The sequence below is a fragment of the Rhodococcus sp. DMF-1 genome (assembly GCF_021441945.1).
Lineage (GTDB): Bacteria > Actinomycetota > Actinomycetes > Mycobacteriales > Mycobacteriaceae > Rhodococcus > Rhodococcus ruber.
The window spans coordinates 1,755,246-1,777,934 of sequence record NZ_CP090442.1 but is presented as its reverse complement, the minus strand read 5'-3'; the positions used below and the strand labels follow the sequence as shown (position 1 = coordinate 1,777,934).

Here is a 22,689-nt window from a genome sequence, read left to right as displayed (position 1 = left end):
GGGATGGGCGAGGGCAAGCACGAACGACACGACACGGCCGAGACCGGCACAGCGCGCCGATCGCGGATCGTCTTCTCCGCCCTGGCGGCGCTGCTCATGGTTCTGCTCGGGGTGGGGATCGCCACCCAGGTCAGGAACACCGGTTCGGGGGATGCGCTCGACTCCGCCCGGCCCGCCGACTTGCTGGTGGTGCTCGACAACCTCAACCGGCGCGAGGCGGAGCTGCGCCAGGAGATCACCACCCTGGAGCAGACGCTGGCCAGTCTGGAACGCAACGGCTCCGAGGCCGCGCTCGCGGAGGCGCAGCAGCGCCTGTCGGCCCTGCAGATCCAGGTCGGCGCCGCCCCGGCCACCGGTCCGGGAGTGATCTTGACCATCGCCGACCCGCGGCGGGGGGTCGGTCCGGAGGTCCTTCTCGACACGATCCAGGAACTGCGCGCCGCGGGAGCGGAAGCGGTGCAGGTCGCCGGAACCGGCGACGCTGCCGTGCGTATCGGCGTGGACTCCTGGGTGGGCGGAACCGCAGGTGCGCTGGTCGTCGACGATCGACCGCTCGCAGCGCCCTACGTCGTCGCCGCGATCGGGGACGCGCCCACACTGGCGGCGGCGCTGAACATCCCCGGCGGTGTGGTCGACACGGTGGCCCGAGCCGGCGGGACGGTGCAGATCGAGCAGTCGCCGCAGGTCGAGGTGCCCGCCTTGCGGGAGATCGAGCCGCGACAATACTCTCAGCCCGGTAATTGAACCCGGCGTTCCACGCGAATGTCGCTGCCCGAAAGGACCTGTCGTGAGTGAGTTCCGAACACCCGCCGATCTGCGTTACACGGCGGAGCACGAGTGGGTTCGCCGAACCGGCGACGTGACCGCACGCCTCGGCATCACCGACTATGCCCAGTCGCAGCTCGGCGACGTCGTCTTCGTGCAGTTGCCCGAGACCGGTGCGGAGCTCACCGCGGGGGAGTCCTTCGGCGAGGTGGAATCGACCAAGAGCGTGTCCGACGTGTTCGCTCCGCTCACGGCGAAAGTCGTTGGGGTGAACTCGGATCTGGACGGCAATCCCGAGCTCGTCAACGGGGATCCGTACGAGGCCGGCTGGCTGGTGGACGTCGAGGTCGGCAGCAAGGACGAGCTCGACGCCGCTCTGGCGGACACGCTCGACGCCGACGGATACCGCGCAATCACGCAGAACTGACCCCGCGTCCGGCCGGGGCCGCGTCTGCCTGCACGAAGGACGTCGTGCAGGGTACGGTCATCGGTAGGCGTGTGCCGGGTCGGGGCGCGGGTCCGTACCGGAAGTGATCGTGGCTGAACGAAACTGCGGCCCCGGGGGAGCGATCCCGAAGGGCCGAACGGATAAGGAGATACGGTGAGCGAGAACGGCAACGCGGGCTACGAGGAAACCCCTGCGGAAACCACTTCGGTGTTTCGTGCCGACTTCCTGAACGAGCTCGATACCACCGGCACGGGCGCGGGAACGACCGAAGCGCCGGTCTCGGGGGTCGAGGGGCTTCCCACAGGATCGGCGCTGCTCGTCGTCAAGCGTGGCCCGAACGCCGGGTCGCGTTTCCTGCTCGATCAGCCGACGACGTCGGCCGGGCGTCACCCGGACAGTGACATCTTCCTCGACGACGTGACGGTGAGCCGTCGGCACGCCGAGTTCCGCCAGGACGAGGGCGAGTTCCAGGTCGTCGATGTGGGAAGCCTGAACGGAACCTACGTCAACCGCGAGCCGGTCGACTCGGCCGTTCTCGCGAACGGCGACGAGGTGCAGATCGGGAAGTTCCGGCTGGTGTTCCTCACCGGCCCGCGGGGTTCGCAGGGCACGGGTAGCTGATGACCGCTGCCCGCCAGCCGTCACCGGGGGGGATGTCGATCGGCTCCGTGCTCGATCGGCTCCGGCCCGAGTTTCCGGACGTGACGATCTCGAAGATCCGTTTCCTCGAATCCGAGGGACTGATCAGTCCGGAACGCACCCCGTCGGGTTATCGCCGTTTCTCGATCGCGGACTGTGAGCGTCTGCGGTACGTACTGACCGCGCAACGGGACCAGTACCTGCCGCTGAAGGTGATCAAGGAACAGCTCGAGGCGATCGACCGCGGTGTCGCGACGGTGGGCTCGGTGGAGGGTCGCCCGAAGCGGCCCCGGACCCTGGCCGTGGCGCCGGGGCAGGTGTCCCCGGAGGATCTGCGCACGGACCGGGAGGTGCGGATCAGCCGGGACGACCTGTGCGGGCGGGCGGGCATCGAGTCGTCCTTCCTGACGGAGCTGATCCGCGCCGGGCTCATCGTGCCCGGCGCGGCCGGCTTCTTCGACGAGGATGCGGTGCTGCTGGCGCGCACCGCCAAGGCCATGTCCGAGTTCGGCCTCGAGGTTCGGCACCTGCGTGCGTTCAAGCTCGCGGCCGACCGGGAGGCGGGCCTGGTGGCGCAGATCGCGGGTCCGGTGGCAAAGGGCCGGGACGTCGGTGCGCGTGCTCGGGCCGAGGAGATGGTACGGGAACTGGCCGCGCTGTCGTTGACGATGCACACATGCCTCGTCAAGGCCGCCGTCCGGGGCGCTCTGGATCGGTGAGCGGCGGGCGTCGACCTCGACGACGGCGCGTTTGGCACTAGAATTCAGGGGGATATCGGCGGACGGTTCGCCACCGTCGCACAGCAGGGATGGGAGGCGGCTCGATGAGCGAGATGCGAGTAGTGGGGATCCGGGTCGAGCAACCGCAGAATCAGCCTGTCCTGCTGCTGCGCGAGGTCGACGGAGATCGGTACCTGCCGATCTGGATCGGCCAGATGGAAGCCACGGCGATCGCACTGGAACAGCAGGGTGTCGAGCCGGTCCGGCCGTTGACGCACGACCTGATCAAGAATCTGGTCGATGCCTTCGGCCGTACCCTCGAAGAGGTCCGGATCGTGGATCTCAAGGAGGGGACGTTCTACGCCGATCTCGTCTTCGACGGCGGTCTGCGCGTGTCGTCCCGCCCCTCCGACGCGGTCGCTGTAGCCTTGCGCATCGGCGCGCCGGTCTTCGTGGAGGAACCGGTGCTGGCGGAAGCGGGCCTCGTCATGCCGGATGAGCGGGAGGACGAGGTCGAGAAGTTCAAGGAGTTTCTCGAATCCGTCTCCCCCGACGACTTCAAGGCGACGGACGGCTGATCGTCGAACGCCGCCGAGGTTCTGTCGCGACTTCCGGCCCCGACGGCCGGGACGCGCGCCGCGAGTGTGACGCGGAACCGGAAGGTCGTCGTCCGGTCGGCGTGTTGCTGCCCAACTTTTCGTACGGGGCGTACGCTGAGTGAATCGCTACGGATCGACTCGGTGGGTCACGCGAGCGCTCGACGACCGGATGGGGGTGGGGATCCGCCCGTCGTTCGTTCCAGGGCACGCCTGTGCACGCGAGAGGGAGTCACAACAGTGGGAGATCGGCCGCAGGGACAGCAGCTCAGCTTCGACGCCGTCGACCGCGATGCCCCGTCACGGGCAGCTCTCGATGCCGACGAGATGCAGCCGGGTCTGTTCCCGGACGATTCGGTGCCTGACGAGCTCGTCGGCTACCGCGTGCCCATCGCCTGTCAGATCGCCGGCATCACCTACCGCCAGCTCGACTACTGGGCGCGGACCAACCTGGTCGTTCCGTCCATCCGGGGCGCGGCCGGCTCGGGCAGCCAACGGCTCTACTCGTTCAAGGACATCCTCGTCCTGAAGATCGTCAAGCGTCTGCTCGACACGGGCATCTCGCTGCAGAACATCAGGGTGGCGGTCGACCACCTCCGCGAACGCGGAGTGCGGGACCTGGCGAAGATCACCCTGTTCTCCGACGGCACGACTGTGTACGAGTGCACCTCCCCGGAAGAGGTGGTCGATTTACTGCAGGGCGGGCAGGGAGTGTTCGGGATCGCGGTGAGCGGTGCCATGCGGGAGCTGACCGGCAGCATCGCCGACTTCCCGGCTGAGCGCGCGGACGGTGGCAACGTGGAACAGCGACCCGAGGACGAACTGGCCTCTCGCCGCCGCGAACGCGTCAATCGGCGGATCGGGTAGACGCTCGTCACAGGAAACGCCCGCGACCTCCGTGTTCCGCGGCCTCCCGGTGCCCTAGAATCGGGGGTACGTCGCCGCCGTGCGGGAGAGTTCCGGACCTGTTCCGGGCGCCGAAGGAGCAGCACCTCCCCGTCAATCTCTCAGGCATCGAGGACCGTACGGGCACCGACGTCTCTGGAAAGCGGTGGGAGCACCCACCCGCCCACGGGGAAAGGGCCGGTTCGTTCCGGTACCGAATCTCTCAGGCGCTCGCTCGACGAGCTCGCGACAGAGGGGGAGGACACGCACCGTGCGACCCTTGCCCGGATGCGGACCTCCGACCTCAGGGAGTCGCGATGACCGATGCTGCCACCCACACCTTCGCCGACCGCCACGTCGGCCCCGACGCGGCGGGACTGCGCCGCATTCTCGACGTCGTCGGCGTCGAATCCCTCGACGAACTGGCCGCGAAGGCGGTGCCCGCCGGGATCCTCGACGCGCGGACCGACGGGGTCGCGGACGGACTCGAGTCGCTCGACGCGCCGCTGTCGGAACACGAGGTGCTGAAGGCCCTGCAGGAACTCGCCGGGCAGAACACCGTCGCGACGTCGATGATCGGTCAGGGGTACTACGGCACGCTGACTCCGCCGGTCCTGCTGCGCAACATCATCGAGAATCCCGCCTGGTACACGGCATACACCCCGTACCAGCCGGAGATCAGCCAGGGGCGCCTCGAGGCCCTCCTCAACTTCCAGACCATGGTCTCGGACCTGACCGGCATGGAGGTCGCCAACTCGTCGATGCTGGACGAGGCGACCGCCGCCGCGGAGGCGATGACGCTGCTCGCGCGCGCCAACCGCAAGTGCCGGAGCACGCGGGTCGTCGTGGACACCGACGTGTTCGCCCAGACCGCGGCGGTCCTCGCGACCCGCGCGGAACCCCTGGGAATCGAGATCGTCACCGCGAATCTCGTCGACGACGGTCTGCCCGAGGGGGAGTTCTTCGGCGTGATCCTGCAGATCCCGGGTGCCTCCGGCCGGGTGTTCGACGCGGGTCCCCTCGTCGAGGCGGCGCACGAGCGTGGCGCCCTCGTGGCGGTGGGGGCGGACCTGCTGGCCCTGACGCTGCTCACCCCGCCCGGTGAACAGGGCGCGGACGTATGCTTCGGCACCACCCAGCGGTTCGGCGTGCCCATGGGATTCGGCGGGCCGCATGCCGGCTATCTCGCGGTGCACGCCGCCCATGCCCGCAACCTGCCTGGCCGGCTCGTCGGTGTCTCGGTCGACGCCGACGGTTCGCCGGCGTACCGGCTGGCGCTGCAGACGCGTGAGCAGCACATTCGCCGTGAGAAGGCGACCAGCAATATCTGCACCGCGCAGGTGCTTCTCGCGGTCCTCGCCGCGATGTACGCGTCGTACCACGGCGCCGAAGGCCTGGCCGGGATCGCGACCCGTGTGGCGGGCCAGGCCGCCCGGCTCGCCGCGTCGCTGCGAGCCGCCGACATCGACGTGGTGCACGACAGCTTCTTCGACACCGTTCTGGTCCGCGTTCCCGGCCGCGCCGACGCGGTGGTCGCGGCGGCGCTCGAGGCCGGCATCAACGTCCGGCGGGTCGACGACGACCAGGTGGGGGTCTCGTGCGACGAGGCGACCAGCGAGGCCGATGTGGCTGCAGTTGTTGCCGCGTTCGGGGCGGAGGACACCGCGGCGGAAGCCGCGCCCGCCCTTCCCCGGCACCTCGCGCGCACGAGCGCGTACCTGGAGCACGAGGCGTTCACCCGGTACCGTACCGAGACCGCGATGATGCGGTACCTGCGCCGCCTGTCGGACATGGACCTCGCGCTCGACCGCACCATGATCCCGCTGGGTTCGTGCACGATGAAACTCAATGCCGCCGCCGAGATGGAGGCGATCACCTGGCCCGGATTCTCGGCGCTGCATCCGTTCGCCCCCGCGGATCAGACCGCAGGCATCCGCCGGCTCATCGCGGACCTGGAAGGGTGGCTTGCCGCGGTGACCGGGTACGACGCGGTGAGCCTGCAGCCGAACGCCGGCAGCCAGGGCGAGTACGCCGGGCTTCTGGCCATCCGCCACTACCATCTGAGCCGGGGCGACGAGCACCGCGACACCTGCCTGATCCCGTCGAGCGCGCACGGCACCAACGCGGCCTCCGCGGTCATGGCCGGTATGCGCGTGGAGGTCGTCGCGTGCCGTTCGAACGGTGACGTGGACCTCGACGATCTGCGTGCGAAGATCGCCGATCACGCCGAACGTCTCGCCGCGATCATGATCACGTACCCGTCGACCCACGGCGTCTACGAACACGAGATCGCCGACATCTGCGGCGCCGTGCACGACGCCGGTGGTCAGGTGTACATCGACGGGGCCAACCTGAACGCTCTCGTCGGTCTGGCACGACCCGGCAAGTTCGGCGGCGACGTGAGTCATCTGAACCTGCACAAGACGTTCTGCATTCCGCACGGCGGGGGCGGTCCCGGGGTGGGGCCGATCGGCGTGCGCGCACACCTGGTGCCGTTCCTGCCCGGACACCCGGCGGAGCCGGGGCTCGGCGGGGGCGGACCGGTGTCGGCGGCGCCGTTCGGATCGGCGTCCATCCTCCCGATCACGTGGGCGTACATCAAGCTGATGGGGGCGCAGGGCCTGCGGCGGGCCTCGCTGACCGCGATCGCGTCGGCGAACTACATCGCGCGCCGGCTCGACGAGTACTTTCCCGTCCTGTACACGGGTGAGAACGGCATGGTGGCGCACGAGTGCATCCTCGATCTGCGGCCCCTGACGAAGGACACGGGCGTCACGGTGGACGACGTCGCCAAGCGTCTGGCGGATTACGGCTTCCACGCACCCACCATGAGCTTCCCCGTTGCGGGCACCCTCATGGTCGAACCCACCGAGAGCGAGGACCTGTCCGAGCTCGATGCGTTCATCGACGCGATGATCGCCATCCGCGGCGAGATCGACCGCGTCGGGGCAGGGGAGTGGCCGGTGGACGACAACCCGCTGCGCGGGGCGCCGCACACCGCCCAGTGCCTGGTGGGGGAATGGATCCACCCCTACAGCCGTGAGATCGCGGTGTATCCACTGGGGCAGACCCGCGCGAAGGTGTGGCCCGCGGTGCGACGCATCGACGGGGCGTACGGGGATCGGAACCTTGTGTGCTCGTGCCCGCCGTTGGAGGCGTACAGCAGCTGAGTGAGTTCTCGGGGGTGAGCCGCCGGAGCGGCTCACCCCGAGAATCAGACCAAAATATTCCGAGCCATACGGAACATATTAAATAACCGAACATCCCGGAACGGCAACCCTCCAACACCCGACCCCAAACTCGAGGACGGTCAGACGGTCCCTACGGTCAGTTCGAGAATCGCCACTTCCGGAGGGGTGGCGATGCGGACCGGCGGCCCCCAGGCACCGGTACCGCGGGAGGTGTAGACGAGCGTGTCTCCGAACCGGTCGAGACCCGTCACCGTCGGCTGCTGCAGGGGCACGACGTATCCGAGCGGCCACATCTGTCCGCCGTGCGTGTGCCCGGACAACTGCAGATCGATGCCGTGCTCGCGCGCCTCGAACACGTGGCGAGGCTGGTGGGCGGCCAGGAGAACGAAGCGTTCGGGATCGCGGTCCTGCAGTGCCGCGGTCAGGTCCGCGTCGTTCGGGGCCGGCGCAGAATAGTCGTGGATGCCGGCGAGATCGATCGCGTCGCCGCCGCGCTCGAGGGTCACTCGCTCGTTGCGGAGGGTGCGTACACCGAGGGTTTCCCAGAAATCCAGCCAGGACATCGCGTCGTCGGCGTAGTACTCGTGATTTCCGCTGACGCCGTAGACCCCGAGCGGGGCACGCAGGTCCGCGAGAGGCGCCAGGTCGGGTCCGACGAGGGCGATGGTGCCGTCGGTGAGGTCTCCGCCGAGCACGATCAGGTCCGGCCGCTGTGCGTTCACGAGGTCCACTGCGCGGCGGGTGAACTCGCGGCCGCGGGACGGGCCGACGTGCAGGTCGGTGACGAGGGCGACGCGCAGCCCGTCGAATCCGGCCGGGAGCCGGCGCAGCGGGATCCGGGTGTGCACGAGCCGGGGCCGAGCGGCCTCGACCGTGCCGTAGCCGACGGCGGCGACCGCTGCGACGGTCAGCGCGCCCGTCGCGACCTGCAGAGCGCGCCGCCGGGAAGAATCCGGCGGATGGGCGGCGTCTCGACGGAAGCGGCGTACCGCTCGCGCTGCGAGGGACACGATCCCGATCAGGAGCGTGCCGAGGACCAGGTACAGCACTACTGCGAGCCAGGTCCAGCCGAGGAATCCGAACGGGCGGGCCCAGCGCGGGTCGAGTGAGGTGCCGCTCTGCGCACCGATCAGCGCGACGACGAGGAGGACGCCGAGCGCGGTGTTCGCGGCGATCGCCGCGCGCCCGCGCAGACCGGGGGCACGGACGAGGCGGCGGTGGAGCCAGAAGGTGACGAGGGCGAGGAACGTCCCCGCGACGAGTAGCCGGATCACGGTGTCAGGACATCAGCTTTCGGAGGGCGGGGGCGAGTTCGGGCCCGTCGGTCGTGGTGACGGAGACGAGCGCGCCGCCGGTGCGGTCGGCGAGGGTCTGCAGGGTGTTGCGGTCGGTGTCGTCGCCGAGGGTCACGACGTCGATCCGGACGGGCCGGTCGGGGTCGCCGGCGGCGGTGACGAGGTCGAGGATGCGCTGGCGGGTGGTGTCGTCGTCGTTGGCACTGTCGGTGATCAGGAGGACGGAGTTGGGCTGCCCGGGCGTGAAGTTTCGGACGGCGTCGACGTAGGCGGCGGCCAGGGACCGGTAGACGGCGGAACCGTCGGTGGTACGGGTGCCGCTCAGGGCGGTGGTCAGAGCGGTGCGGTGGTCCGCGGTGAGTGCGCCGCGTGCCACCGTGGTGCGGTACGGGGTGGTGCCGTCGAGGTCGTCGGCGAAGACCCACAGGGCGAGGTTCGAGGCGTCCGGTGACCGGTCCACGTGCTGGTCCAGGGCGGCGGCGAGGTGGGCGAGACGGGTGTCGTCGCCTTCGACGGTTCCCATGGACGTGGAGGTGTCGAGAAGGATCGTGGTGGTGCGGGGTGCCACCGGTGCGCGCCGGTGGTCCAGGAGGATGTCGGCCACGGCCGGGTCGGCGCGGTTCAGGGTCTGTTCGATGCGGGGGAAGGGCACCGCGTCGCTACGGGGTGCGGGCTGACCGTCGACCCGGAAACCGGCGTCGGCCAGGGCGCGGGCGGCGGCGGGTTCGCGGAGATAGCCGGTCAGTTCGGCGGCGGCGCGCGAGAGCGTCTCGTCGACCCACGGGGCGTCGACCACGGCGGCGGGGAAGTCGGCGGTGGGAGTGGGACCGGTGGGGACGAATTCGGCGAGGCCGGCGGCGCCGCCGGACGTGACTGCTGTGTGCAGCTGTTGCTCGGTGATCGGTACGGCGTGCACCGTGCCGTCGGCGCCGGGCGCGTCGGCGAGGGTGTCCAGGGCTGCGGCGGTGGTCGGTCCGGCGCCGGCTCCGAGGGCGTCGGCGCCGAGCGCGAGGGTCCCGACCGCGGAGGTGGTTGCCGGGGAGGCGGCTTGTTCGGCGGTCAGGGGGCCGGGTCCGGCGTCGGTGACTGCGGCGGCGACGGCCTCGAGGGCGGGTGTGGTGGCGTCGGCGTCGGGGCCGGTGGGCAGGGCGAGACGGAGGCCGGTCCAGCCGTCGAGGCCCAGACCGGCGAGGATGCTGCCGTCGGACTGGAGGGAGGGCAGCTGACGCCATGCGGTGTTTGCGGCGTCGAGGGCACGCCCGAGTGCGGTGGGGACGGCCAGCACGATCGGGGAGGTGGCGAGGGAGCGGGACTGTCCGTCGAGGGCCTGTGCCGCGCGCGCGGTGGCGTCGCTGCTGAAGGGGACCCAGAGGGCGGGTGGGGGCCCGAGGGCGGGGTCCCAGCGGGGGTCGGCGGCTGAGGCGTCTGCGGCGGCGGTGAGGGCGGTGGTGGCCGGGGTGGTGGCGACGGCGGTGACGCGCACGTCGATGCAGTGGTCGCGGACGACCGGGCGGGTGTCGGTGACCCAGCGGGCGGCGAGGGCGGTCAGTGTGGGGGCGACGGCGGGATCCGCGGCGACGTCGAGAAGCGCGTCACCTTCGACGCAGGTCTGTGCGGCTTCGGTCGCCTGCTCGTCGATGCGTTCGCGCAGGCGGAACCAGCCGACGACGGCGAGGACGAGGACGAGTGCCACGGCGACGGCAACGATCGGGCCCTTGCTCACACCTCTGGCGCCGCCCGTTCCGCGATGTCGACCCACGTGTTTCCTGCCTGTCGTCGTGTCTGCCCGCCGTCGTTCCCGGAGTCTAGTGATCGGCTGTGAGACGCCACGGCCCCCGATCCACCGTGGATCGGGGGCCGTGGCTGGGGGTCAGGCTCGGCGGCCGTGGGCGGCCTTGAATTCGAGGCGGCGCCGGTGCAGGATCGGCTCGGTGTAGCCGCTGGGCTGGGTGGTGCCTTCGAGGATCAGTTCCTTGGCGGCCTGGAAGGCGATGCTGGAGTCGAAGTCCGGGGCCATCGGCAGGTAGGTCGGGTCGCCGGCGTTCTGCCGGTCGACGACCGGTGCCATGCGCTGCAGGGCGCCGACGACGTCGTCGGCGGTGACGATGCCGTGGTGGATCCAGTTGGCGAGCAGCTGGCTGGAGATGCGCAGGGTGGCGCGGTCCTCCATGAGGGCGATGTCGTGGATGTCGGGCACCTTCGAGCAGCCGACGCCCTGGGAGATCCACCGCACGACGTAGCCGAGGATGGACTGGCAGTTGTTGTCGAGCTCCTCACGCTTTTCCTCGTCGCTCCAGTCGGTGGACGGGGCGAGCGGGATGGTGAGGATGTCGTCGACGGTGGCGCGGCGCGTGCCCTTCAGCTCGTCCTGCACGGCGAACACGTCGACCTGGTGGTAGTGGGTGGCGTGCAGGGTGGCGCCGGTGGGCGAGGGCACCCAGGCGGTGTTGGCGCCGGCGCGGGGCTGGCCGATCTTCTGTTCGAGCATGTCGGCCATGAGGTCGGTCATCGCCCACATGCCCTTGCCGATCTGGGCCTTGCCCTGCAGCCCGCACGCGAGGCCGGTGTCGACGTTCCAGTCCTCGTAGGCCGAGATCCACTTCTGCTTCTTCATCTCGGCCTTGCGGACCATGGCGCCGGCCTCCATGGAGGTGTGGATCTCGTCGCCGGTGCGGTCGAGGAAGCCGGTGTTGATGAACACCACGCGTTCGCTGGCTTCCTTGATGCAGGCCTTCAGGTTGACGGTGGTGCGGCGTTCCTCGTCCATGATGCCGACCTTGAGGGTGTTGGCCGGCAGGCCCAGGACCTCTTCGACCCGGCCGAACAGTTCGGTGGTGAAGGCGACTTCTTCGGGGCCGTGCTGTTTGGGCTTGACGATGTAGATCGAGCCGGTGCGGGAGTTGATCAGCGGCCCGGTCGCGTTGCCGACGGACAGGCCGTGCACGGCGGCGAGGCTGGTGATCAGCGCGTCGAGGATGCCCTCGGGGACCTCGTTGCCCTCGGAGTCGAGCACGGCGGGGTTGGTCATGAGGTGACCGACGTTGCGGACGAACAGCAGCGATCGGCCGTGCAGGGTGAGGTCGGAGCCGTCGGGGGCGGTGTAGACGCGGTCGGCGTCGAGGGAGCGGGTGAAGGACTTGCCGCCCTTGGAGATCTCCTCGGCGAGGTCGCCGCGGTTGAGGCCGAGCCAGTTGCGGTAGCCGATGACCTTGTCCTCGGCGTCGACGGCGGCGACCGAGTCTTCGAAGTCCATGATGGTGGTGACCGCGGATTCGAGGACGACGTCCTTCACCCCGGCGGCGTCGGTGCTGCCGATCGGGGAATCCGGGTCGATCTGGATTTCGACGTGCAGGCCGTGGTTGCGCAGCAGCACCGCGGTGGGGGCGGTCTTGTCGCCGAGGTAGCCGGCGAACTTCTCCGGCTGGGCCAGGGTGGTGGTCGTGCCGTCGCCGAGTTCGATCTTCAGCTCGGCGCCGTCGACGAAGTACCGGGTGGAGTCGGTGTGCGAGCCGGTGGCGAGGGCGGCGGCGGTGTCGAGGAAGTCGCGGGCCCAGGCGATGACCTTGTCGCCGCGCACCTTGTTGTAGCCGGTGCCCTTCTCGGCGCCGCCTTCTTCGGAGATGGCGTCGGTGCCGTAGAGGGCGTCGTAGAGCGAGCCCCAGCGGGCGTTGGAGGCGTTGAGGGCGAAGCGGGCGTTGAGAACCGGCACCACCAGCTGCGGTCCGGCGGTGGTGGCGATCTCGGCGTCGACGCCTGCGGTGGTGACCTGGAAGTCGGCGGGCTCGGGGACGAGGTAGCCGATGTCCTGGAGGAACGCCTTGTAGGCCGCGGCGTCGTGCGCCTGGCCCTTGCGGTCGCGGTGCCAGGTGTCGATCTGTGCCTGCAGCTCGTCCCTCGTGGCGAGCAGGGCGCGGTTGCGGGGGGCGAGATCGTGGATCACCTTGTCCGCGCCGGCCCAGAACTCGGCCGCGTCCACCCCGGTGCCGGGGATCGCCTCGTCGACGACGAAGTCGTAGAGCACCTTGGCGACCTGGAGTCCACCGACTTGCACGCGTTCAGTCATTACCTGCCTCACTCTTTCCGGGACCTGTGCGCTCGCGTCGGCGGCGCCGACGGGCAGCACGACGAACAGCACTCACGTTACCCGCCGGTAGTTTCGGGCAGGCCGGTTCGACCCGCCGCCGGGGCGGTACATCGATTCAGCAGCTCCTCTCCAGGGCCGCGGCGCGATGGTGAGCGCCGACCGCTCGCGGGCGTACTGTGCGCGCCCGGAAGCGGTCTCGATCGTGATCGGCGAGTAGCCGCAATCGCTCAGATCATACGGGGTGGTCCGCGACCCCGGCCCGCCCGGGCGGGCCGGGCGGGCCGGGCGGCCGCGCAGTCACGCCGCCTGCCGGGCGTCGTCGAGCAGTCCGGTGAGGTTGGCGAGGGCGGGCCGGACGTGCGTGGCGAATCGTCTCGTCGCTTCCCGGACGAGGGGCCGGTCGGCGCGGTGCCGGAGTCCCCGGGACGTGTTGAGGCGGGAACGCTCGAGCCAGTCCGCCATGTCCGGTTCCTTCGACCATGCGTACTCGGCGTTCGTCTCGACGAGCGTTCCGCGGATCCAGTCGAGGGGGACGTCCGGTAGCCGGTTCGGTGGGCAGAGCCGGTTCTTCTCGGCCGGGTCCCGGCCGGTGGCCTCCACGAATCCGACGAGGGCGGCATTGAACGGGACGAGCCCCGTGCGGACGGGCTGCAACGTGATACGGCCCTCCTCGAAGATCGGGACGGCCGGTGCCGGGTTCAGGCCCGGGGCGGCGCAGTGGACGTGGAGGTGACCGGGCCCGGTACGGATCGTTCCGTGGTCGAGCACGATCGTGTCGTGTTCGATGCGTCGCACGTGCCCGAGCCGGACGACGTCCTCGATGCGGCGGAGCTGCTCGAGTTCGGCGGTGCTGACGGTCGGCCCCTTGTACATGGTGGGGAGGACGTGCTCGTCGACGCGCAGCAGCTGTTCGCTCGCCTCGAGCCGGGCGAACAGCTCGGCCGGCGTCCTCGCCCGGGCGGCGGCTTCCATCTGCCGGGCCAGTCCCTCGATCAAGTCGTCGACCAGTTCACCGCCCTGGGCGAACCGTCGGTTGCGCAGCCACGCCTCCCGGGGTTTGACCCACTGGATCGCGTCCGGGGGCAGGCCGAGCTGCAGCAGCCACAGGCACGCGTCCATCGCGGTCTTGCCCGCCCCGATGATCACGTACCGTTCGGGCGGTTCGGCCACGCGCGCAAGGGCGTCGACGGGGACGCAGCGGACGCCGGGGGCCACGTCGAACGGTGGTGTGAACGTGGCGGGTATCGCAGGCTCGAGGTAGGTGGCGTCGACGAGGGCGGTGCGGACCTCCACCTCGTACCGGTCGGTGGAGATCCGGGAGACGAAGCGATGGTCACCGACGTATTCGCTCATGGGGAAGTAGCGCACCGCTCCGGATGTCAGCAGATTGCTGCGCATGACACGGTCGAAGTATGCACAGATCTCCGGTGCGCTCGCCTGTTCGTACATGCCTCGGTTCGGGCCGGTGCGGTCGATGACGTCCGTCCCGAGCGGCAGCGAGTTCACGCCGTAGTACGCGGACGGCTGGTGCAGCCGCACGAACGGGTAGGCCTCGTTCCAGTGCCCGCCCGGGGCGTGACGCCGGTCCACCATGACGACGTCGGTGTCGGAATCGGTGATCAATGCGTCCGCGAACGCCATGCCGGCCGCGCCGCAGCCGATCACCAGATAGTCCGCTTCCAGCCTGTGCGTGGGCATAGTCCGTTCCTCTCCGGGCGGGTACGGTTCCGGGCTACCGTTCGGCCGCGGCGGGCCGGATGTTCTGGTTGACGTGGAAGACGTTGTCCGGGTCGTAGCGGCGCTTGATCCGGGTGAGCCGGTCGTAGTTGCCGCGGTAGGCGGACTCGACCCGGTCCTGGCCCTCGCTCATCAGGAAATTGACGTAGGCGCCGCCGGCGGAGGTCGGGTGCAGCTGTTCCCAGTAGTCGCGAGCCCACCGGGTGATGAGGCCGGCGTTGGCGGGGTCGGGGTCGACGCCGACGATGACCCCCGCCCATCCGCCGCCCCGGTACGCGAACGGGGTCGCGTCCTCGGGGACGCGGCTGGTGGCCCCGTCGATGGGATAGAGGTGCATGGTGGAGTGACCGGTCGGCAGCTGCGGCCCGTACCTGCAGTGCACGTCGATTGCGGCGTCGGTGATCTCGTCGAAGAAGTCCGCCCGCCAGTACCACTGCAGGCCGGGCGGGTAGAGGGCGTCGAACGCGCTCTGCAGGACGGTGAACGGCATGTCGTGCAGGCCGACCAGCAGCGGCGAGCCGTAGGTCCGGATGGGGTCGAGCACCTCGTCGGCCTTGGCGTGTGGTCCGGTGTAGCACCAGACGATGCCGCAGCACCTGCGGCCCCAGAGGTCCTCGGGGAACGGGGCGGCGGGTGGGACGGTGAGCAGCGCGATCCAGCCGCTGAGTTCCTCCGGGAGCGCCGGCAGCAGCTCCCGGTACCAGCGCATGACGTCGGCGGTGTCGGCGAGGTCGTAGAGCACCGGGCCGCCGACGATCATGCCGGCCTCCCCGATGTCGTGGCAGCGGAACGTGAAGGAGGTGACGACGCCGAAGTTCCCGCCGCCGCCGCGCAGCGCCCAGAACAGGTCGCTGTGCGAGCTCTCGTCGGCCGTCACGAGCGTGCCGTCGGCGAGGACCACGTCGGCGGACAGAAGGTTGTCGACGGTCAGCCCGAAGCGCCGGGAGAGGTAGCCGATGCCGCCACCGAGGGTCAGCCCGCCCACGCCCGTGGACGAGAGGAAGCCGGACGGGGTGGCCATGCCGAAGGCGACCGTGGCGTGGTCGACGTCGCCCCAGGTGCATCCGCCGTCGACGCGGACGGTGTGGTGTGCCGGATCGACTGTGGTGCTGCGCATCAGGGACAAGTCCACGACGAGCGCGTCGTCCCACACGCCGAGACCGCCGGCGTTGTGCCCGCCGCCGCGCACGGCCAGGGTGAGCGCGTGGGCGCGGCCGAAGCGGACGCAGGAAACGACGTCGGCGGCGTCCCGGCAGCGTGCGATCGCCGCGGGATGTTTGTCGATCATGCCGTTGTAGACGGCACGCGCCGTGTCGTAACGGGTGTCGCCGGGGGTGATCAGGTCGCCGCGCAGTGCCGCGGCCAGGTCGTCGTACGGCACCGCGCCGGCCGGCCGGGTCGAAATGGTGGTCACGAAAGCCCCTCTCGGGTCGGTCGCTCGCCGGTGCGGGCGTTGTACCGTCGACCCTAGGAAGAGGGCGTTCGCGCAGCGTTCGGGTGCGCGCCGCCGGTCACCGGGCCGGGGGAACGCCCGGGAGCGGCAGGTCGACGCCGTGTTCGGCGAGGTCCCGCGCGCAGCGCCGGAGCAGGGCGGCACTGCCGTGGGCGGCCGCGGTCCGGGCGGCGGCACGCAGTCGCACGATCGCGGCGACGTGGTCGTCGTGCGCGGCGCGCATCCGCATCACCTCGGGCAGCCACCACAGGTCGTCGCGGGCCTGTCCGGCGACTATCGCGGCATCGAGCGCGGCCCGGGCAGCGCCGGGTTCCCCTTCCCGCACCGACAGGTCGGCGAGCAGCGAGAGCCAATACGGCATCCGGGCGAACGAACCGGCCGAGCGGAGCGTGTCGATGCCGCGCCGCATCTGCACGAGGCCGGCCTCGCCGCCGCGGGACCACCCGCCGAGAATCAGCGCCCACTCGCTGTAGTAGGCGAATCCGTACCGGATGCACAGGTCGGTCAGTTCCGCGACGGCGGCGTCGAGGGCGGCGGGGTCTGTGCGCAGGTGGTGGGTGATGCCGCTGTAGGCCAGGGCGACGGCCAGGCTGTAAGGATGATCGATCGTTTGGGCCAGCCGGACAGCCTCGTTGCAGCAGCTCAGGGCGGCGTCGTTGTGGCCGAGCAGCCAGTGGGCGTGGGCCGCCCAGGCGCTGCCGTGCACGTCGGGCCGGGTGCCGACGGTCAACGAGGGAGCGCCCCGGGTCAGTGCGGCCGCACGGTCGAAGTGGTGGAGCGCCTCCTCGGGGCGGCCGAGCTCGACCGCGGACCCGGCGAATGCGAAGTGGGCCGACCCGCGCAGCGGGGAGCCGGGGTCGACGAGAGTCAGTGCGCGGGTCGCGACCTCGTGGGCGCCGGCGATGTTTCCCTGCACGAACCGCGACGACCAGAGGCCGACGAGGCCCGCCAGGAGGGAGTCCTTGCGGCCGAGGGACTCGGCCAGCCGGATCGAGCGCTCGAGGGTCTGCTGCAGTTCGGGGGAGGAGTAGCCGTATCGTGCGTTGAGCGGCGCCGCCATCTCTTCGCGGACGGCGAGTTCCTGTACGGCGGCGTCGCGCCCCTCGAGTTGGGTGCGAGCGATGGCGAGTGCCTTCTTGTGCAGTCGGATCGCCTCGGTGTGGGCGAAGGTGCTCGAGGCGACATCGGCCGCGCGACGGTAGTAGGTCACTGCCCGGTCCGGTCGTCCCCCGCGGGCGTACTGCTCGGCGAGTTGCGCCGAGACGCTGTCGTAGTCGTCGGCGTGCAGCAGTTCGAGGCTCTGCGCGAGACGGCGGTGCAGCAGCCAGCGCCTGGGCGGGCTGATCCGGGCGTAGGCGGCGTCGCGGAGCAGGTCGTGGGAGAAGTCGTAGCCGTCGCGGAACTGTCGCAGGATTCTGCGTTGCCACAGCTCGTCGACGGCGCGCACCACGGCGTCGGTGTCGAGGTCGCTGGCCTCGGTGAGCAGGTCGAGGGTGAAGTCGCGGCCTACCGCCGCGGCGAGTCCGGCGACGTCCCGTGCGGCGGGGCTCACCTGCCCGATCCGGTCGTGCAGCACGTCGGCCAGGCGGCCGGCGGGGGCGACGCCCGGTCCGCTGCGCATCGCTTCGATGATGTAGAGGGGGAAGCCACCGGTGGTCGCGTGCAGTAGTTCGGCGTCCTGCGGGTCGAGCGGGCGCCCCCCGAGCGTTTCGGCCAGGCGGGCGGTGCCGCAGGCCCCCAGGGGCTGCAGTGGCAGGTCGGCGAGCAGACCGGCGGTCCGCATCCGGTCTGCCCATTGCTCGAGGTCCCGGTTCTCGTCGGTGTCGTCGGTGCGGGCTGTCGCGGCCACCATCAGGGGCGCGTCGGGTGTCAGGGACAGGCAGAACGTCAGGAACGTCAGCGTCTCCGGGTCGCACCACTGGATGCTGTCGAGGGTCAGCAACACGGGGCGGCCGCCGCCGATCAGCGCCCGCGCCAGGCCTTCGAAGAACCGGAGGCGCTGCCAGGCGTCGACCATCGCTCGGACGCCGGCGCCGGGTTCCGGGCGGGCCGCGCCGGACGGTACGAGCCTGTCGACCTCGGCGCGCCAGATCGGGTCGAGCGCGGTGAGCGCGGGCTGCACCGCGGGGGTACGGAGCCAGTCCGCTACCGGGGCCAGGGCGAGCCGTCCGGACGTTCCGAAGCATTGGGTGCCGGCCACCACCGCCGCGGGTTGTGCGCGGGCGGTGGTGGCGATCTCGGCGACCAGGCGGGTCTTGCCGACGCCGGCGCCGCCGGTGACGAGGACGAGGGTGGGGTGCCCGGCGGCGGCCGTGCGCCACGTCTCGTGCAGCCGACGGAGTTCGCGTGTGCGTCCGACGAGTGTCGGGGCGGCGAGTCCGGGCCGCTCGGCCGCCGGTCCGGCGATGGGGCGGGCGGTCGCGGTGGGGTCCGCGGGGGCGAGCAGGCGGTCGGCGAGGGTGCGCGTCGCCGGGTCAGGTGCCAGCCCGAGTTCACGTTCGAGGACGGCGGCGCAGCGGTGATAGGTGCTCACTGCGCCGGCGCGGTCGCCGTGCTCGGCCTGCAGGGTCATCAGGGTGCGGTACCCGCTCTCTTCCAGGGGTCGGAGGGGGATCCGGCGGCGGACGGCGTCGATCGCCCCGGGGAGGTCGCCGGTGCGCGTCCGGAGCCGGCACAGCAGATCGCACAGGTCGACGCAGTGCCGTTCGAGATCCGATCGGGCCTCGAGGATCCAGTCGTCGTACATGCCGGGCAGCAGGGAGCCGCGGTATTCGGCGAGCGCGGTGGTGGCGTGCCGCAGCGCCGCCTCGTCGTCGCCGCTGGTCGCGGCCGCCCGGGCGGCCTGGTACTCGACGGTGAAGGTCCGTAGGTCCACCCGGCTGGTCTCGGTGTCGCGCCAGCACAGATCCCGGGAGGTCACCTCGACGGCCGGGTCGTCTTCGAGGGCGCGGCGCAGGTGGTGCAGTTCGCGGCGCAGGTTGGTCAGGGCCTGGGCGGTTGTCGAGTCGGGCCAGAACAGGGGGGCGATGAGCTGGCGGGGCTGTGCAACTCCGGCGTGGAGGGCGAGGAAGGCGACCAGGGTCGTGCCGCGAGGGGACCGCGTCACGACGGCGCCGGTCGTGTCGTCGGTGATCGACTGCTCACCCAGGACGGAGACGTACAGCATCAGCTCGTGGCCTCTCCAGACTTCAGCCTAGACCCGGGGAGGGATATCCCTCCCCGCGGGGGCCGCGCCGCGCGCCGGGGACGTCCCGGGGAGAGGGCAGGCGGCGGTGTCCGCTCAGCGGTGGGTGTGCTCCCGGCCGGCGTCGAGGAGTCGGCGGCACCGGTCGAGCAGCGCCGCGCGCAGTGGCGCGGAGCGGTCGGCCAGTTCCGTCTGTCCGCGGACGTACTCTGCCCGGCCGCGGGGTGTCTCGATCCGTATGGGCGGGTAGCCGTGGTCGCTCAGGTCGTAGGGGCTGGCCCGCATGTCGAGTTCCCGGGCGGCGTAGGCCAGTTCGAAGCAGTCGGCGGTCAGGTCCGAGTCGAGCAGCGGGGTGAGCTTGTAGCACCACTTGTACAGGTCCATGGCGGCGTGCAGGCACCCGGGTTGCTCCCGCCGGATCTGGTCGTCGCGGGTGAGGGGTTCGAGATTGAGGGGGCCGGCGGCGGGGGTGAAGAACCGGTACGCGTCGTAGTGCGTGCAGCGCAGCTGCAACGATTCGACGACGGCGTCGGTGCCGGTGTGTCCGAGCCGCAGCGGTACGGCGCTGTGGCGGAGGTCGGCGGGCTCGGTCCGGTACACCATGGCCCACTCGTGCAGGCCGAAGCAGCCGAGGTGCGCGGGACGGGAGGTCGTGGCCTCGAGCAGGTCGGTGACGTAGCGGATGGTGTCGCGCCGGCGGGCGAGGTGTTCGGGGTCGGCCGAGACCCCGGCGCCGGTGGTCCGGTAGCCCCGGAGGGAGGCGTACTCCGCGGATGCGGGGCCGGTGAGTGTCGTTCCGAAGCCGGGGTGCCAGCGCAGGAGCTGGGACGGCGTGTAGCTGTAGTAGGTGAACAGGAAGTCGATCACCGGGTGTGGTGTGCCGTGCGCGCGTTGGTCGAGGTAGGGGGCGAGCAGCGCCGTCAGCCGGTGGCGGTGCCGCTCCCGGCGGGGCAGCCAGTGCTCGGGTTCGAGGACGGTGGTCACCGCTGCCCCCCGGTATCGACTGCACCGACGGTGCAATGATTGTTGTGCCGCGTCGGGGTGTCGGGTGGGCGGAGGTTCACGGACGTGGTCCCGGGCCGGGGTCGGCCATCCGGTGGGTGGTGTCGCGCACGGTGCCGACGAACTGTTCGACGAGGTCTTCGAGCGCGACGATGCCGATCACGGTTCCGTGCTCGTCGACGACTCCGCCGAGGTGGGCGCTGGTGCGCCGCAGCAGCGACAGCGCGTCGTCGAGGGGGGCGTCGACCGGCACCGGCGGCAGGGGCCGGATCTCGGCGGTCGCGATGAGGGTGTCCGGCCCTGCCGATTCGTCGCGCACGAGGTCGAGGACGTCCTTCAGGTGCAGGTAGCCGGCCAGTTCCCCGTGTGCGGTCTCCGCCGGGTACCGGGAGTAGCCGGTCTCGGTGACGGCCTGCTCGACAGCTCCGAGTGTGGTGCCGGCCGGGCCGAGCGGGACCGTGCGGACCCCGGACAGGGGGATCGTGACGTCCGCGACGGTCCGTCCGCTGGTCTGGAGGGCCTGGGTCAGACGCCGGTGTTCCTCCTCGTCGAGCAGTCCTTCCGAGCGGGATTCGCCGATCATCTCGGACAGTTCGAGTTCGGTGACGGTGACGTCCAGTTCGTCCTTCGGTTCGACCCGCAGCAGGCGCAGGCTGAGGTTGGCGCACAGGTTGTAGAACGCGATCAGTGGCCGGGCCACCTTCATGAACAGCAGGTGGGTCGGTACGAGCAGCATCGCCGAGCGTTCCGGTCCGGCGATGGCGATGTTCTTCGGAACCATCTCGCCGAGCAGGATGTGCAGCACCACGACGATCGTGAGGGCGAGTGCGAAGCCGATCGGGTGCAGCAGGGAGTCCGGCACGCCGAGGGCGTGCATGGGTGTTTCGATCAGGTGGGCGATGGCCGGTTCGCCGACGCGGCCGAGCAGGATCGAGCAGATGGTGATGCCGAGCTGGGACCCGGCGAGCATCAGCGACAGGTGCTCCCCGGCGGCGATGACGGTGCGGGCGCGTTTCTTGCCCTGCCCGACGAGGGCTTCGAGTCGGTCGCGGCGCGCGGTGATGAGGGCGAACTCGGCACCGACGAAGAATGCGTTGCCGGCGAGGAGCAGCACGGTGAGCAGCACCGCGAGCCAGTCGTTCATCACCGGTCTCCGTTCTCGCGGCCGGGTGCGTGCTCGTCCTCACCGGCAGGCTCGGTGGGGACGAGCAGGACGCGGTCGATGCGGTGCCCGTCCATGTCGAGGACCCGGGCACGCCAGCGGTGGTCGGCGTCGCCGGGCCGGTGCGGCAGCAGCACCTCGTCGCCGGATTCGGGGATCTCCCCGAGTTCGGTGAGGAGCAGCCCGCCGAGCGTCTCGTATTCGCCGTCCGGTGCGTGGTATCCCGTCAGGTGGGCGACCTCGTCGATGCGCAGCAGGCCCGAGCAGGACCAGCCCTGCTCGACGCGCTGCGCTTCGGGCTCGGGTTCGTCGTGTTCGTCGCGGACGTCGCCGACGATCTCCTCGATCAGGTCCTCCATGGTGACGATGCCGGCGGTGCCGCCGTATTCGTCGACGACGAGCGCGACCTGCATGCCGTCGGAGCGGACCCGTTCCATGACCGCGTCCCCGTCGAGGGTGGACGGCACGACGGGGACCTGCCGGGCGAGAGTGTGCAGCTGGGTGTGGGCGCGGCGCCGCGCGGGCACGGTGAACGCGTGTTTGACGTGGACGACGCCGACGGTGGCGTCGAGATCGCCGTCGACGACCGGGAAGCGGGAGTAGCCGGTGCGCGACGAGGCGTCGATGAGGTCGAGGACGGTGTCGTGGACGTCGAGGGACTCGATGGTGACGCGGGGGGTCATGAGGTCTTCGGCGGTGCGTTCCCCGAAACGCAGCGAGCGTCCCACGAGCAGCGCCGTGCTCTCGTCGAGGGCGCCGCGTTCCGCCGAGGCGCGCACCAGTGATCCGAGTTCCTCCGGGGAGCGCGCCGAGCGCAGTTCCTCGGCCGGTTCGATACCCAGGCGCCGCACGATCCGGTTGGCGGCGCCGTTGAGTCCGCGGATCGCCCATTTGAACACGAGCGAGAACCCGGCCTGCAGGCCGGCGGTGGCGCGGGCGGTGGCCAGGGGCCGCGCGATGGCGAGGTTCTTCGGTACGAGTTCGCCGAAGACCATCGAGAACGAGGTGGCGATGATCAGGGCCATGGCCAGGGAGATGCCGGAGGCGAGGGCGGCGCCGAGCCCGGCGGCGCGCAGCAACGGGTCGAGGAACCGGGCGAGGACCGGTTCGGCGAGGTAGCCGGTGATCAGGGTGGTGATGGTGATGCCGAGTTGGGCGCCCGAGAGCTGGAAGGACAGGGTGCGGTGGGCGTGCTGAACCTGGCGTGCGCGCAGGTCGCCGTCGCGGGCGTGCGCGTCGACGGTGCTGCGTTCGAGGGCGGTGAGGGAGAATTCGGCCGCCACGAACACCGCGGTGCCGGCGGTCAGGGCGATGAACCCGAGCAGGCTGAGGACGGACAGCAGGACGGACATCAGCACCGCTCCCGGGCCGGCGGCAAGCTCCGCTCCGATGTCGTGAGGGTCCGGCCGGGTATGTCACCCGGCTCGCTAGGGGAACCCTCCGAACCGGCGGAGTCGGACTCCGCGTCGGCCGTGGCGGCCGGAGGCCGTGTCGAAATGATGGCGGCCGGAGGCCGTGTCGAAATGGTG

16 protein-coding genes and 1 riboswitch are annotated in these 22,689 nt (G+C 70.7%); of the genes, 7 read left to right on the top strand and 9 right to left on the bottom strand.

Annotation, left to right across the window (positions count from 1 at the left end):
- Window positions 1-3 precede the first annotated feature (3 nt).
- The 7 genes from LZP97_RS08185 to gcvP all read left to right on the top strand — a co-directional run bounded on the left by LZP97_RS08185 (window position 4) and on the right by gcvP (window position 7,222).
- A complete protein-coding gene (locus LZP97_RS08185; protein ID WP_010596527.1) occupies window positions 4-744 on the top strand; it encodes a DUF881 domain-containing protein in 741 nt (246 codons plus the stop codon).
- 43 nt (window positions 745-787) lie between these two features.
- Window positions 788-1,192 (top strand): glycine cleavage system protein GcvH, encoded by a 405-nt coding sequence (gene gcvH, locus LZP97_RS08180; protein WP_010596526.1) that lies wholly within the window; start codon window positions 788-790, stop codon window positions 1,190-1,192.
- A gap of 174 nt (window positions 1,193-1,366) precedes the next feature.
- Complete coding sequence (gene garA / locus LZP97_RS08175) at window positions 1,367-1,834, top strand: glycogen accumulation regulator GarA (protein ID WP_003937274.1); 468 nt, start codon at window positions 1,367-1,369, stop codon at window positions 1,832-1,834.
- Window positions 1,834-2,571, top strand: a complete 738-nt coding sequence (ftsR, locus tag LZP97_RS08170; protein WP_026137991.1) for a transcriptional regulator FtsR — start codon at window positions 1,834-1,836, stop codon at window positions 2,569-2,571. Before garA ends, ftsR begins: the two co-directional genes overlap by 1 nt.
- 104 nt (window positions 2,572-2,675) lie before the next feature.
- Window positions 2,676-3,149: a bifunctional nuclease family protein gene (locus LZP97_RS08165; protein ID WP_010596524.1), complete on the top strand. Its 474-nt coding sequence runs from the start codon at window positions 2,676-2,678 to the stop codon at window positions 3,147-3,149.
- 258 nt (window positions 3,150-3,407) lie between these two features.
- Window positions 3,408-4,034: a MerR family transcriptional regulator gene (locus LZP97_RS08160; protein ID WP_003937271.1), complete on the top strand. Its 627-nt coding sequence runs from the start codon at window positions 3,408-3,410 to the stop codon at window positions 4,032-4,034.
- Between the two features lie 72 nt (window positions 4,035-4,106).
- Window positions 4,107-4,201: riboswitch (glycine riboswitch) on the top strand.
- Window positions 4,202-4,369: 168 nt separating this feature from the next.
- Window positions 4,370-7,222 carry an aminomethyl-transferring glycine dehydrogenase gene (gene gcvP, locus LZP97_RS08155; protein WP_017681701.1) on the top strand — a complete coding sequence of 951 codons (2,853 nt, stop codon included), beginning with the start codon at window positions 4,370-4,372 and terminating at the stop codon, window positions 7,220-7,222.
- A gap of 140 nt (window positions 7,223-7,362) precedes the next feature.
- Here the strand turns inward: gcvP and LZP97_RS08150 are convergent, their stop codons facing one another.
- The 9 genes from LZP97_RS08150 to LZP97_RS08105 all read right to left on the bottom strand — a co-directional run bounded on the left by LZP97_RS08150 (window position 7,363) and on the right by LZP97_RS08105 (window position 22,512).
- Window positions 7,363-8,517 (bottom strand): metallophosphoesterase, encoded by a 1,155-nt coding sequence (locus LZP97_RS08150; protein WP_010596522.1) that lies wholly within the window; start codon window positions 8,515-8,517, stop codon window positions 7,363-7,365.
- A 4-nt stretch (window positions 8,518-8,521) separates the two neighbouring features.
- Window positions 8,522-10,261, bottom strand: coding sequence for a VWA domain-containing protein (locus LZP97_RS08145; protein WP_017681702.1), 1,740 nt, complete (start codon window positions 10,259-10,261; stop codon window positions 8,522-8,524).
- 147 nt (window positions 10,262-10,408) lie between these two features.
- Entirely contained in the window at window positions 10,409-12,601 is a 2,193-nt protein-coding gene (locus tag LZP97_RS08140) for a malate synthase G (RefSeq protein ID WP_010596520.1), read from the bottom strand.
- A gap of 318 nt (window positions 12,602-12,919) precedes the next feature.
- On the bottom strand, window positions 12,920-14,320 hold the full coding sequence (locus LZP97_RS08130) for a hypothetical protein (protein ID WP_010596519.1): 1,401 nt from the start codon (window positions 14,318-14,320) through the stop codon (window positions 12,920-12,922).
- Between the two features lie 34 nt (window positions 14,321-14,354).
- Window positions 14,355-15,773, bottom strand: coding sequence for an FAD-binding oxidoreductase (locus LZP97_RS08125; RefSeq protein WP_017681705.1), 1,419 nt, complete (start codon window positions 15,771-15,773; stop codon window positions 14,355-14,357).
- 97 nt (window positions 15,774-15,870) lie between these two features.
- On the bottom strand, window positions 15,871-18,978 hold the full coding sequence (locus LZP97_RS08120; RefSeq protein ID WP_048773814.1) for an ATP-binding protein: 3,108 nt from the start codon (window positions 18,976-18,978) through the stop codon (window positions 15,871-15,873).
- Window positions 18,979-19,092: 114 nt separating this feature from the next.
- Window positions 19,093-19,980 (bottom strand): hypothetical protein, encoded by an 888-nt coding sequence (locus LZP97_RS08115; RefSeq protein ID WP_059174664.1) that lies wholly within the window; start codon window positions 19,978-19,980, stop codon window positions 19,093-19,095.
- A 76-nt stretch (window positions 19,981-20,056) separates the two neighbouring features.
- Window positions 20,057-21,142, bottom strand: a complete 1,086-nt coding sequence (locus LZP97_RS08110) for a hemolysin family protein (protein WP_010596515.1) — start codon at window positions 21,140-21,142, stop codon at window positions 20,057-20,059.
- The gene (locus LZP97_RS08105; RefSeq protein ID WP_048773833.1) at window positions 21,142-22,512 is read right to left on the bottom strand and encodes a hemolysin family protein; all 1,371 of its coding nucleotides are present in this window, start codon (window positions 22,510-22,512) and stop codon (window positions 21,142-21,144) included. Before LZP97_RS08105 ends, LZP97_RS08110 begins: the two co-directional genes overlap by 1 nt.
- Between the last annotated feature and the right edge of the window lie 177 nt (window positions 22,513-22,689).

Excerpts from the sequence above, each read along its gene's own strand:
- LZP97_RS08185 (WP_010596527.1), top strand. The coding sequence starts at position 4 with ATGGGCGAGGGCAAGCACGAACGACACGACACGGCCGAGACCGGCACA.
- ftsR (WP_026137991.1), top strand. The coding sequence starts at position 1,834 with ATGACCGCTGCCCGCCAGCCGTCACCGGGGGGGATGTCGATCGGCTCC.
- LZP97_RS08165 (WP_010596524.1), top strand. The coding sequence starts at position 2,676 with ATGAGCGAGATGCGAGTAGTGGGGATCCGGGTCGAGCAACCGCAGAAT.
- gcvP (WP_017681701.1), top strand. The coding sequence starts at position 4,370 with ATGACCGATGCTGCCACCCACACCTTCGCCGACCGCCACGTCGGCCCC.
- LZP97_RS08140 (WP_010596520.1), bottom strand. The coding sequence starts at position 12,601 with ATGACTGAACGCGTGCAAGTCGGTGGACTCCAGGTCGCCAAGGTGCTC.
- LZP97_RS08130 (WP_010596519.1), bottom strand. The coding sequence starts at position 14,320 with ATGCCCACGCACAGGCTGGAAGCGGACTATCTGGTGATCGGCTGCGGC.
- LZP97_RS08120 (WP_048773814.1), bottom strand. The coding sequence starts at position 18,978 with ATGCTGTACGTCTCCGTCCTGGGTGAGCAGTCGATCACCGACGACACG.
- LZP97_RS08110 (WP_010596515.1), bottom strand. The coding sequence starts at position 21,142 with ATGAACGACTGGCTCGCGGTGCTGCTCACCGTGCTGCTCCTCGCCGGC.
- LZP97_RS08105 (WP_048773833.1), bottom strand. The coding sequence starts at position 22,512 with ATGTCCGTCCTGCTGTCCGTCCTCAGCCTGCTCGGGTTCATCGCCCTG.